Genomic DNA, 12,197 nt, shown 5'->3' on the forward strand with positions numbered 1-12,197 from the left:
TCGTGCGCGTTTATTTCAGGCCCGCCGCCCCAAAAACCTTGTCAAATCCGTCCCGTGAACGGGCGGCAAGAACTTCGGGGGACTCGGCGGGAGCGCCGGGAGTCAGGACTTCCTGCGCCACCGGACCGGCATATCCGATGTGATGAAGCCCTCTCAAAAAACCGGCAAGATCGATCACGCCTTCTCCCGGGTACAGCCGGTCGTTGTCCAGAACCTCCTCGACCGGGACGTCCTTCGCGTCATTAATATGTACATGAACGATCTGGTCCGCTCTTAACCCGGCGATATCCTCCGTATTCATCCCGTTGGTGTACCAGTGATAAGAGTCGAACAAAAGGCCGACATTCGGTTCGTTAATGGCCGCGATCCAGTCCAAGGTTTCTTCAAGGCTCCAAATGAAAGGATTTTTCCACTGGGTCCGCAAATGGTGCGGACCTACGAATTCCAGGCCGAGACGGATGCCGTAAGCACCGAGAATGCTCGCGCACAACCGGAGCCGGGAGGTCGCGACAGCCATGAAATGAGCCGCCGGGTAATCCGTGGAAGGCAAAATATACGTGCAGCAGCGCGTGCATCCGAGTGCGGCTGCCGCGGCTGCCGATGCAGGAAGCTGCTTCAGGCCCTCCAAAAAACGTTTCTTCCCCTGCCCTCCATTCCACCGGCAGTCCGATCGAGCCGACGGTGAGCTTCAGGGACTGGAGACGTTCCGCAGCCGCTTCGGCCCCCAGCCGATCAATCAGGGATTTGGCATCAAGATCGACGCTCTGAAATCCGTGTCGCGAGGCGATGTCCATCAGCTGCTCCTCGTTTTCAATCGCGCCCAAACCGGCACTCGTTAATCCTCTAAGCATTTCAGGTTCCCCCATTCTACGCCCGATCCAGAATCGTATTCAGCGTCGTGCGGTCCAGCCCCTTGACCAGCTTGATCAGCAGTTCTTTTGCCGCTTCGTAGTCATCCGTGTGAATGATGGAAGAGGAAGTATGAATGTACCGGGAGCAGATGCCGATGATGGTGGACGGCACGCCGATTCCGCTCAGGTGCACTTGACCCGCATCGGTTCCTCCGGGGGACACGAAATACTGGTATTTGATCTTGTTGGTCTCCGCCGTATCCTGCACGTATTCGACCATGCCGCGGTGCGTGAGCATCGTCGGGTCGAATATGCGGAGCAGCGCGCCCTGTCCGAGCTGTCCGAACTGGCTCTTGTCGCCCATCATATCGTTTGCCGCGCTGGCGTCAAGACCGAAGAAAATGTCCGGCTGGATCAGATTGGCCGAAGTCCGCGCTCCCCGCAGACCGAGTTCCTCCTGGACCGTGGCACCGGCAAATACCGTGTTAGGAAGGTTTTCGCCGTGAAGAGCCTTGACAAGCTCAATCGCCAGTCCGACGCCGTAACGGTTATCCCAGGCTTTGGCCATAATTTTCTTCGGGTTGGCAAGCGGCGTAAATTGGCAAATCGGCACGATCTGCTGTCCCGGCCGGATACCGAACGACTCGGCTTCGGCTTTATCGTCGGCACCGATATCGATGTACATTGTTTTGATGTCGACGGGTTTGCTCCGCGTGGCTTCGTCAAGCAGATGCGTTGGAATCGAGCCGACGACGCCGATGATCGGACCGCGATCGGTAATGATCTGAAGGCGCTGGGCAAGTACGGCCTGGCTCCACCAGCCGCCGAGCGGCTGAAACCGGATCATGCCGGCTTCGGTAATGCCGGTGACCATAAACCCGACCTCGTCCATGTGTCCGGCAACCATGACCCGTGGCCCTTCATCATTGCCGCGAAGAACCGCGAAAATGCTGCCCAAACGGTCCTGCACGAATTCTTCTGTATATGCGGATAAGGCATCTTTTACCCAGGAACGCAGTTCCCGTTCAAAGCCCGGAGCCGCAGGGAATTCCGTCAGCGTGCGCAGCAGCTCCATCGTGGATTGATTCATGCGTGTTCGCTCCTTTTTCTGGATGTTATGTATAAGATTCTTCTCTAGTATGCTCTCCTCCATGAAAAAAGTCCATGGCGAATCCCGTTCTTTGCTTGCGTTTGCCGAACGTCTTTTTTTAACCAGGTACCTGTGTCCGCCGAGCCGAATACAATGGAGGTATCAAGAACCGCGTATGCCGGAGAAAGGGGCGGAGCATGGACCGCTTGACGATTAAACCGAACGCCGAGCTTGGCGATGGCAGGGAGCTTATGCTCATTTTGGTGCTCTTTATTTTATTGGTCGTTCTGCTGATGTTGGTTTTTATTTGATCCCGAACGAAAATGATTCTTTCGGACAGTCCCGGGCTTCATGCCTTGGGGCTGTTTTTAATATGAGAAAGTGTAAACCACCCGGATTCGGGCTCTTTCTTATTATGGATGATTTACCAAACATAAAGGAAGCCAATTCAAACCATAATGATATCGAGTGAAATGTCCATAATCTCCACACTGTGAAAGAAACACATACTTAGCCGGAGGTGTAGGAATTGCCAAACTCCAAGAATAAATCCCAGTCCAAGTTAAGCTCGATGAGTCCGGAAGAATACAAAGCGATCGCCAAAAAGCATGAGCCGCCGCACGGCATTTTTAAAAACTGCCTGAAGGCTTTTTTGGTCGGCGGATTGATATGCGTGATCGGACAAGGGATTCAGCAGTTTTTTTATGTCCGTTTTCGATATGAGCACAAAAGAAGCAAGCAGTCCAACGGTTGCGGTGCTCATTATCATTTCCGTTATTCTTACCAGCATGGGCGTTTACGATAAAATCGCGCAGTGGGCCGGCGCGGGGACGGCGGTTCCCGTAACGGGATTCGCCAACTCCATGTGTTCGGCCGCGCTGGAACACCGGGCGGAGGGACTGGTGCTCGGCGTCGGCGCCAGCATGTTCAAGCTTGCAGGCTCCGTTATTGTGTTCGGTACGGTAGCCGCCTTTATTGTCGGCATCATTTACGCCCTTCTGGGCGTAGGGGGAGGACATGGAGGATGAAGGTAACGGGACAAACCTGGAAGTTTGAGAACAAACCCGTCATTCTCGGGGCCTCCTCCATCGTCGGTCCTGAAGAGGGGGAAGGTCCGCTGGCCGAGGACTTCGATTATATTTACGACAACATCGAAATCAACGAAAAGACCTGGGAAAAGGGGGAGCGTCGCCTGCTGGAGGATGCCGCCAAAACAGCTCTTGAGCTTTCGGGCATCACGGAAGAGCAGCTTCAGTTTTTTTGTCGGAGGGGACTTGATGAACCAGATCATCAGCAGCTCCTTTGCGGCCCGGAAAATGGGCGTTCCCTATATTGGCGTATTCGGGGCCTGCTCTACCTCGATGGAAAGCCTCGCCATGGCTTCCCTGATGGTGGACTCCGGTGCGGCTCAATATGCGATGGCCGGTACTGCCAGCCACAACTGTACGGTAGAGAAGCAGTTCCGTTACCCGACGGAATACGGCTCGCAGAAACCGCCGTACGCGCAGTATACGATTACCGGTGCCGGCTGCTCCGTCGTATCCGCCCAAGGGACCGGTCCGCAAATCACGTACGCCACGATCGGCAAGGTCATGGACCTTGGCATCAAGGATCCGTTTAATATGGGGACGGCGATGGCGCCGGCGGCTGCCGACACCATATCCGCCCACATGAAGGATACGGGAAGGACCCCGGGGTATTACGATCTTATTGTAACCGGAGATTTGGCGTCGGTAGGCCTGCCCATTGCGAAGGAGCTTCTTCAGAAAGAAGGGATCCGCATGGAGGAGACCGACTTTAGGGATTGCGGTCTTATGATTTACGACCGGGACAAACAGAAATACGTTTTGGCCGGCGGCAGCGGATGCGGCTGCTCGGCGGTCGTGACCTACGGTCATATTTTAAAGCGGATGCGCCGCGGCGAGCTGAAAAAAGTGCTGGTTGTCGCCACGGGGGCCTTGCTCTCGCCGTTGTCCTACCAGCAAGGGGAGAGTATTCCTTGCATCGCGCATGCGGTAGCTTTGGAGATGGGAGGTTAACAGGCATGCAATTTTTTATGGGCTTTTATCATCGGAGGTTTGATCTGCGTGATCGGTCAAATTTTAATGGACGCGGTCAAGCTTACCCCCGCCCACACCATGAGTACGCTGGTCGTGGCAGGGGCCGTCGCGGATGCTTTCGGGCTATACGATCCTCTCGTCAAATTTGCCGGAGCGGGCGCCTCGGTTCCGATAACCAGCTTTGGCAACTCTCTCGTTCACGGCGCATTGTCCGAGCTGGAGCGGGACGGTTGGATCGGCGTGGTTACCGGTATTTTCGAGGTCACGAGCGCCGGGATTTCCTCGGCCATTATTTTCTCATTCCTGGCCGCCTTGATCGTGCGCCCGAAAGGTTGATCATGCTTTGAACATTGCAGGCCATGAGGTCTTTTGCCCCGGAAAAATGCTCCGGGGCTTTTTAGCGTTCCGGGACTTGGAGCCAAAACTCTCGCAAAGGTTTGTTTTCCCGAATGTACTCGGCGACCATCATCATGTACAATAGTAGTAAAACATCTATATATTCCCTTACAGGAGGTTTATTATACATGCCCGTAAGCCAAGAATCGATCAACATTATTTCATCGGTACGCTCCAATCTGGAGTCGTGCCTCCTGGGCAAGGAATTCGAGATCCAACTGCTGCTGACGGCGCTTTTGGCCGGAGGACACGTCCTTATCGAGGACGTTCCGGGAACAGGCAAAACGCAGCTCATCAAAGCTCTGGCCAAATCGATGCAGGGGGACTACCGGCGCATTCAATGCAACCCGGACATCCTCCCGAGCGACATTACCGGGGTCTCGGTCTTTCATCCCCGCGATGAACGGTTTTATTTCCGGCCGGGACCGGTCATGACCAACGTGCTGCTGGCGGATGAAATCAACCGTGCGACGACCAAGACGCAGTCCGCGCTGCTGGAAGTCATGGAGGAACGGAGCGTAACCGTTGACGGGGAAACGCACGAGCTGCCCCATCCGTTCATGCTGTGCGCAACACAGAATCCGATTGATTTTGAAGGAACATACATGCTGCCTGAAGCGCAGCTTGACCGCTTTATGCTTAAAATCAGCCTGGGATACCCGGATGCCGCAACGGAGAAGGAGCTGATGTTCCGCTCCCGGCACGGTCAGCTGGTGGACAAGCTGAAACCCGTAACCCATATGGATATCGTCTCCGCCATTCAGCAGGAAATCCGCGATGTTTTTATCGGGGAACCTGTTGCCGATTACCTGCTCGGCATTATTCGGGCTACGCGCGAGCACCGCGCCGTTCTCCTTGGCGCGAGCCCGCGGGCGACGTTATCTTTCATGAATGCCGTCAAGGCCTTTGCTTTCCTGGAGCAGCGTGACTACGTGCTGCCGGACGACGTGAAGACGCTTGCCCCTTATGTTCTGTCGCACCGGATTATGCTGCGTCCGGAGTCCAGACTTGACAACGCTACGCCGGAGTCGGTGCTTCAATTTATTTTGAGGCAGGTCAAAGTGCCGGTTCAGATGGGGAGATAGACATGCGCCGTTATATATCTGCTTTATTTAACGGCATAAAACCGTCTAATCTGGCAGCGGTGCTGGCGGTTTGGATTTTAGTCCTGCTGTATGTATTGTTTCAGGGCGGGAAGACGTCCACCATGCTTTTTTCCATGGTCAGCCTGCTGGGCGTCTACTTAATCGGTTCCAGTTTCGGAGGGGTAAATCGCGTCAAGGCATCCAGGTCGGTCATGTCGGGCGACGAAAGGAATGACATCCTTCATGCCGGCGAGCAGGTGCAGATCAGGATGGAAGTAACCATTCCCGGTCTGCTGCCCATGCCGTATCTGATCGTGCGCGAAGTCCTGCAGCGCCATAACGGCGATTCATGGTCTTTTGAAGACAGCGTCATTCCAAGCCTTCGGGGATCAGGGGAGCTTGTGTTTCAGACACCGCCGCTGGAAAGGGGGAGGTATGCCTTTTCGAAAACCGAGTGCATCAGCGAGGATATCTTCGGCCTGATGGAGCACCGGGGAATGATTGAGGTAAAAACGGAATTTCGGGTGCTTCCGAGAACGGTCTACATCCCGAATTGGCAGCGGAGCCTCCGTAACGTCAGACTTGGCGGGACGCAGACAACCCTTTCGTCCTCCCGCCGGGAAACCACCCAAATTAACGGGGTCCGGGACTATGTGTACGGTGACCGCATATCCCGAATTCATTGGAACGCAACGGCTAAAACCGGTTCATGGAAATCCAAGGAGTTCGAGCATGAGTCGTTTCCCAAAACGATGATCGTGCTGGACTGTGCTGCCAAGGGGTACAGCCATCCCGGGCAGTTTGAACTCGCCGTATCCGCTGCGGCTTCCCTGGTGGAGTACGGAGCCCGGGAGCATTCGGGGACCGGATTGTTTACGGCTGCAAAAAAGTCTCGGATATTTGCGCCAAGCGATGCCCCAAGCGAACGGATGCGCATGATCCAGCACCTCGTGGACGTGGATGCCGACAGAACGGAGAGCCTGCTGACTTCCCTGGAAAGGGTGTACCGGCATTTTCCGAAAGGGGCATTGTTTCTGCTCGTAACCTCCTCGGCGGATCAGAGCGTCGTAGAGGCTTTCCGATGGGCTGAAAACCGTGGAATGAACCCTTGCTTGCTTCGGATCATCGGCTCTGAAGGGAAGAAAGACGGAAAAGATGATTACACCGCGTTTCTTCAATCTCGCGGAATCCTGAACTACGCGGCTTCATCGCTGGAAGAGCTTCCGGCCGTGCTAGGGGGGATTGCAGGATGAGAAAGGAACGGGGATCGGCATCGCCATTTTTTCGGATTCTGTCACTCTTGTGGATTGGGCTGCTGTTTTTGCAGTGGGTGTCTTACTCTGAACCCATACTATATGAAGAAACGACGGCAGCCATTCTGGCGGCCCTGACGGTTACAGCGGTTACGGAAGCCCTTGTCTTCATTAACAGGGGATACAGACTGCTTATTGAGCTCCCGCTCATCATTTATGCCGTTTACCGGACCCTCGATAAATACGGAATGCCGGTGCCTTCAGGCTTGATGGAAGGAATCCTGGGCGACGAGATCATTTATTTGTTTCCGTATTTATGGTTTGCTTTGGCCGCATGGGCCATCTTTATATTTGTTTCGGTATGGGTGAACAGCAAAAGGAAAATTTTGCTCGTGGTCGGTCTGAACGTAATAGCTTTTGCCGTTTTGGATTCATTTACGACATACGTGCTGTGGGAAGAAACCGCATGGGTTGTTGCCATAGGAATGGGCTGGCTTGTGACCGAGCATTTCAACCGTTTCCGCAAAAGGTTTCCTCAGGGATGGCGCCGGCTGCGGGAATATCCGATCAAGATCATCGGCAATATTCTTGTCATTTTTTCGTTGATTATTTTTGCAGGCATCAATATGCCTAACATTCAGCCTACGCTGACCGATCCGTATACCGCATGGAGGGAATGGAGCGGCTTGCCGCTTTCCAGCAGTGCAACCGGTACCGGAGGCGGGATCCTGGAAATCCCGTCTGAAAGCATGTCCGGCTACGGCCGCGAAGACAACGAGCTCGGCGGCGGTTTTAACTTCGACTACTCGCCGGTCATGTCGGTGTCCTCCGAGGAACGGAGTTATTGGCGCGGAGAGACGCGGTCCATCTATTCCGGCTCGGGCTGGGCCGACAAGCAGAGGCGACGGGACGGCGATTCCGTCCTTCCCGGCGAAGACCTGAGCGGCGACTTGTCCGGAAAAATTCCGACCAAGACGGTGCAGCAAACCGTTACGATGCTTAACGACAATGTCTATCCAGTGCTGTTCGGCGCTTATTCGATTGCCCGGGTGGACCGGTTGGATCCCGAAATGGAGGGAGGCACGCTTCGCTGGAAGGGCGAGGGCGCCGAGCTTCACCTTGACTCGGAACCGAAACGCCCGAGCTATCCGAAAACCTATGCCGTTACGTCCGAAATCCCGGTCATTCCATGGAATGAGCTGAGCGGCAAATCGCATGAACAGCTGTATGGGGAATCGATTGATGAGGATTACCTTCAGATGCCTTCCGATTTTCCCGATCGCGTCAAGGCGCTTGCCGAAGAAGTGACGGCGGGCGGAAACACCCCTTATGAAAAGGTAATGCTGCTGCAGCAGTATCTGCAGAACCATTTTTCGTATACCAATACGCCGGATCTTTCCAAAAAGAAGAGCGACGACTTTGTCGACAGTTTCCTGTTTGAGATACAGGAAGGCTATTGCGACTATTTCTCCACGTCGATGGTCATGCTGACCCGCTCGCTCGACATCCCGGCACGCTGGGTAAAGGGCTACGCTCCCGGAAACGTTCCTGCCGAGGAATACATGTCCCCGAGCGGCGTGAGAACGAGTTCCGGAAGCTATACCGTAACCAATGCGGACGCGCACTCCTGGGTTGAGGTGTATTTCGGCGATTACGGCTGGATTCCGATTGAAACGACGCCCGGCTTCAATATGCCGATATTGTCCGGAGGAGAGACCGCCGAACCGGTCGTGCCTGAGATTGAGGAGGAGCCGCAAGAAGAGAAGAAGGAGACGGTCCTTCCGGAAGAATCGGCCGACAAGACGGGTTCTTCTTGGTACAAAATCGCCGGAGTTGCCGCCGGAACGATTATTTTGATCTGGATCGGGTATATCCTTTGGAGAATGCGCTTGAATCTGCGGTTTCTGCATGCCCGGCTTTTGGCCGGAAAGCCGCTGACGCCGGCGGATAAGGTGATCGCCGAAACGGAGCGGTGGCTGCGATACGCCCGGCGGCGCGGCTTGACTCGAGGCCCGCATGAAACGCTAAGGGAATCGGTCAACCGCTGGGGACGCCGTTACCCTTCCCTTGAACCTACGCTGAAACCGCTGCTCGTGCGTTTTGAGACAGCCCGATACAGCCCTGTGGATGTTCAAGAGGAGGAATGGAAGAACGTGCAGGCGGAAGCCGTCCGGTTTAGAAAAAGCATGAAAAAAGTTAAAACCGCATGATTCCGGCCGCCCGCATTCCGCCAGGAAGCGCGGGCGGCCTTTTTAAATTATAGGAAGAGATATGAAGAAGGCAGGGGATCCGCATGATAATACGGAGGTTCAATCCGGTTACTTTCGGTCATCCTAAACCCGAGGTCGGACACGGGAAAAGGGATGGTCGAAACGCGTCGATTATTTTTTACTAAGCAACCGGAATATGGTATAGTTTTTCGTATGAAATTGAGGTGACGAATTTTGTTTGAAATGCTCATTCCCAAACTCCGGGTCAATACGGTTTTCGACATTAATTTGGAGGAATTATACAAAAAGGGGTACCGTGGAATTATTACGGATTTGGATAATACGCTGGTAGGCGCAAAAGCCCCGCTGGCAACACCCGAGCTGGTGGAATGGTTCAAGAAAGTAAAAGAGATCGGGTTTCAGCTGATCATCGTATCCAACAACCAATTGGAGCGCGTATCCAAGTTCGCCACTCCATTAGATATACAGTATGTTCATGAGGCACGCAAACCAAGCAATGCTCCCTTCCGGAAAGCGATGGAGATGATGGAACTGACCCATGAACAGACCGTTGTTGTCGGGGACCAGATGCTTACGGACGTATACGGCGGAAACAGACTGGGGCTTTATACGATTTTGGTCATGCCGATTGCCATAAACGATGAGGGATGGCTGACCCGGCTGTTTAACCGGCGGGTTGAACGGATTGCATTAACGCGCCTTCGCAAGCGGGGACTATGGATTGAGGAGGATAAAAAATGATGGAGCCGACAGGCGGACAAGACATCAAGAAATGCAGCGGCTGCGGCATAACCCTGCAGCATGCCGCTCAGGGGGCGCCGGGCTATTTGCCGGAGAAGGCCATAGACCGTGAACCGGTCATATGCCAGCGCTGTTTCCGGATCAAAAATTATAACGAAGCGGCCACCGTTGCTGTCGATCAGGACGAATTCCTTCGGCTCCTTGGACAGATCGGCGGAAAAAAGGCGCTTGTCATTCATATCGTTGATATATTTGATTTCGAAGGAAGCCTGATCTCGGGCCTGCAGCGGTTTGTCGGCAACAATCCGGTGATCCTCGCCGTAAACAAAATCGACCTGCTGCCCAAGGTAACCAATTGGAACAAGCTGTTGAACTGGGTGCAAAAGCAGTGCAAAGAGCAGGGGCTGAAGACGAGCGATATCGTCCTGTGCAGCGCCAAGAAAAACCAGGGGTTTGACAGGTTGCTCGAAACGATTGCGGCGAGCCGAGGCGACCGTGACGTGTATGTGGTCGGGGCAACCAACGTCGGCAAGTCTACCCTGATCAATCGCCTGATCCGGGACTACAGCGATTTGGACCAGGAGCTGACAACCTCCCGGTATCCTGGAACGACCTTGGATATGGTCAATATCCCGCTCGATGACGGAAGGTATATCGTGGACACCCCGGGGATTGTGTATCCGTGGAGATACAGTGAGCTGGTCAGCCGCGAAGACCTTGGCGTCGCAATGCCGGAAAATCCGTTGAAGCCGATCGTGTACCAGCTGGATTCGGGACAAACCTTGTTTTTCGGAGGCATGGGCCGGTTCGATTTCATTCAAGGGGATCATCAGTCCTTTACCTGTTTTATTAGCGGCAGGTTAAAGATTCACCGCACGAAACTGGAGCGCGCAGACGCTTTATTCAAGGAACATGCCGGAGAACTCTTGTCGCCGCCGACAAAGGACCGTCTGAAAGAGCTGCCGGAATGGACAAGGCATGAAATCCGGGTGCCGAAGGGCTCCCGCTCGGACGTATTCATATCGGGCCTGGGCTGGGTAAAGATCAACGGAGACCAGGGCGCCCTGGTTGCGGTTCATGTTCCAAAAGGCGTCAAGGTGCTTTTGAGGCCATCCCTGATTTAACGGGGATGATTTTAGATTAAGTTTTCAGCGAAGCTGAACAGATCCTTTGATCGGAATTTTTTAATCGTTGTGGGGAGAGCGGAAACTATGGAATCGAATCAGCTCAAAAGCCTTGTCCCGGCCAGCGGTTCTTTGCTGCTTGGCGTTATGGGAGATCCGATAGCCCATTCCAAGTCGCCTGCCATGCACCAAGCGGCCTTGGGGGCAATGGGAGTGCCGGGACATTATGTCCCGCTCCATGTCAAGCCGGATAACCTTAAAGACGCGATTCAGGCGATCCGTGCACTGGGTTTCAGGGGAGTTAACGTAACGATACCGCATAAAGTCGAGGTCATGACTTATTTGGACGCCGTCGATGAAGGCGCCAAGCGAATCGGTGCCGTCAATACGGTTGTGAACGATAACGGCTTGCTGACCGGATACAACACGGACGGAATCGGGTACGTTCGTTCATTAAAAGAAGAGATTTTGCCGGAACTTGCAGGCAAACATATTGTCGTCCTTGGAGCCGGAGGCGCGGCGCGCGGCATTATTCACGCGCTGATTCAGGAAGGGCCGGGATCCGTTTCCGTAGTCAACCGGACCGCCTCCAAAGCGAAAGAGCTGGCCGAGGAGTGGGGAAACCTTGCGCAGATCCGCGGATTCGGCGAATCTGAAGCCGAAACAGCGATCCGATCCGCGGACGTGTTGATCAATACCACGTCCGTCGGCATGCACCCGAACGTGAATCAGGTGCCTGTCCCGGAAGCCTGGATACCGGAAGGCATCGTGGTCAGCGATCTGATTTACAATCCGCTGACCACGAAGCTTCTTTCGATAAGCGCAGCCAAAGGATGCAGCGTTCACGGCGGGCTTGGCATGTTTATCAATCAGGGGGCCTATGCGTTGGAATATTGGACCGGGCAACCGGCACCGGTTGAAGACATGAAGGCTGCCGTGCTTGAAAGTTTCCGGCGGGAGACGCGCGCATAAATGGGTTCCATGATAGGCCGAACGCCCGAATAAAGGTTTCGGTACTGACGAATGCTTGAAATAGACCAACTAAAGGGAGTTATGAAAAAGCATGTTAACAGGAAAGCAAAAAAGATATTTACGGTCACTCGCCCACCATCTGGACCCGCTGTTTCAGGTCGGAAAGGGAGGCAGCAACGACCATTTGATCCGCCATATCTCCGAAGCGATCGAGAAGCGCGAGCTGCTGAAGGTATCCGTGCTGAACAATTGCCTCGAGGATCCTCGCGAAATCGGGGCCGAGCTGGCCGAAGGAGCAGGAGCGGAGCTGGTGCAGGTCATCGGGAAAACGATCGTGCTGTACAAGGAGTCCCAGGATCACAAAACGATCGAGCTGCCTTAATATTAAGGGGAA

General features: G+C 54.3%; 8 protein-coding genes and 4 pseudogenes. 10 read left to right on the forward strand and 2 right to left on the reverse strand.

Annotated features, from left to right (window positions below; genetic code table 11):
- Window positions 1-10: 10 nt before the first annotated feature.
- A pseudogene (locus XI25_RS27560) lies at window positions 11-851 on the reverse strand (sugar phosphate isomerase/epimerase family protein).
- 16 nt (window positions 852-867) lie between these two features.
- Window positions 868-1,941: a M42 family metallopeptidase gene (locus XI25_RS27565; RefSeq protein WP_046681083.1), complete on the reverse strand. Its 1,074-nt coding sequence runs from the start codon at window positions 1,939-1,941 to the stop codon at window positions 868-870.
- Window positions 1,942-2,512: 571 nt separating this feature from the next.
- On the opposite strand from XI25_RS27565, the pseudogene spoVAC reads away from it, so the two are divergent.
- The 10 genes and pseudogenes from spoVAC to yhbY all read left to right on the forward strand — a co-directional run bounded on the left by spoVAC (window position 2,513) and on the right by yhbY (window position 12,185).
- Window positions 2,513-2,969 (forward strand): annotated as a pseudogene (gene spoVAC / locus XI25_RS27570) (stage V sporulation protein AC).
- Window positions 2,966-3,980 (forward strand): annotated as a pseudogene (gene spoVAD / locus XI25_RS27575) (stage V sporulation protein AD). The pseudogenes spoVAC and spoVAD overlap by 4 nt, the downstream one beginning before the upstream one ends.
- Window positions 3,981-3,992: 12 nt before the next feature.
- Window positions 3,993-4,337, forward strand: a pseudogene (gene spoVAE, locus XI25_RS27580) (stage V sporulation protein AE); the annotation flags it as partial.
- Between the two features lie 188 nt (window positions 4,338-4,525).
- Window positions 4,526-5,482: an AAA family ATPase gene (locus XI25_RS27585; RefSeq protein WP_046681084.1), complete on the forward strand. Its 957-nt coding sequence runs from the start codon at window positions 4,526-4,528 to the stop codon at window positions 5,480-5,482.
- A 2-nt stretch (window positions 5,483-5,484) separates the two neighbouring features.
- Window positions 5,485-6,735, forward strand: a complete 1,251-nt coding sequence (locus XI25_RS27590) for a DUF58 domain-containing protein (RefSeq protein ID WP_046681085.1) — start codon at window positions 5,485-5,487, stop codon at window positions 6,733-6,735.
- Complete coding sequence (locus XI25_RS27595) at window positions 6,732-8,945, forward strand: DUF4129 domain-containing transglutaminase family protein (RefSeq protein ID WP_046681086.1); 2,214 nt, start codon at window positions 6,732-6,734, stop codon at window positions 8,943-8,945. The genes XI25_RS27590 and XI25_RS27595 overlap by 4 nt, the downstream gene beginning before the upstream one ends.
- A gap of 234 nt (window positions 8,946-9,179) precedes the next feature.
- Window positions 9,180-9,707 carry a YqeG family HAD IIIA-type phosphatase gene (locus tag XI25_RS27600; RefSeq protein WP_046681087.1) on the forward strand — a complete coding sequence of 176 codons (528 nt, stop codon included), beginning with the start codon at window positions 9,180-9,182 and terminating at the stop codon, window positions 9,705-9,707.
- Window positions 9,704-10,831: a ribosome biogenesis GTPase YqeH gene (yqeH, locus tag XI25_RS27605; protein ID WP_046681088.1), complete on the forward strand. Its 1,128-nt coding sequence runs from the start codon at window positions 9,704-9,706 to the stop codon at window positions 10,829-10,831. The genes XI25_RS27600 and yqeH overlap by 4 nt, the downstream gene beginning before the upstream one ends.
- A gap of 87 nt (window positions 10,832-10,918) precedes the next feature.
- A complete protein-coding gene (gene aroE, locus XI25_RS27610; RefSeq protein WP_046681089.1) occupies window positions 10,919-11,803 on the forward strand; it encodes a shikimate dehydrogenase in 885 nt (294 codons plus the stop codon).
- A gap of 91 nt (window positions 11,804-11,894) precedes the next feature.
- Window positions 11,895-12,185, forward strand: coding sequence for a ribosome assembly RNA-binding protein YhbY (gene yhbY / locus XI25_RS27615; protein WP_046681090.1), 291 nt, complete (start codon window positions 11,895-11,897; stop codon window positions 12,183-12,185).
- Window positions 12,186-12,197: the final 12 nt, after the last annotated feature.

It is taken from the genome of Paenibacillus sp. DMB20 (genome assembly GCF_000987955.1).
In the GTDB taxonomy this organism is placed as follows: Bacteria; Bacillota; Bacilli; order Paenibacillales; family Paenibacillaceae; genus Paenibacillus_AQ.

Excerpts from the sequence above, each read along its gene's own strand:
- yqeH (WP_046681088.1), top strand. The coding sequence starts at position 9,704 with ATGATGGAGCCGACAGGCGGACAAGACATCAAGAAATGCAGCGGCTGC.
- XI25_RS27565 (WP_046681083.1), bottom strand. The coding sequence starts at position 1,941 with ATGAATCAATCCACGATGGAGCTGCTGCGCACGCTGACGGAATTCCCT.
- yhbY (WP_046681090.1), top strand. The coding sequence starts at position 11,895 with ATGTTAACAGGAAAGCAAAAAAGATATTTACGGTCACTCGCCCACCAT.
- XI25_RS27595 (WP_046681086.1), top strand. The coding sequence starts at position 6,732 with ATGAGAAAGGAACGGGGATCGGCATCGCCATTTTTTCGGATTCTGTCA.
- XI25_RS27590 (WP_046681085.1), top strand. The coding sequence starts at position 5,485 with ATGCGCCGTTATATATCTGCTTTATTTAACGGCATAAAACCGTCTAAT.
- aroE (WP_046681089.1), top strand. The coding sequence starts at position 10,919 with ATGGAATCGAATCAGCTCAAAAGCCTTGTCCCGGCCAGCGGTTCTTTG.
- XI25_RS27585 (WP_046681084.1), top strand. The coding sequence starts at position 4,526 with ATGCCCGTAAGCCAAGAATCGATCAACATTATTTCATCGGTACGCTCC.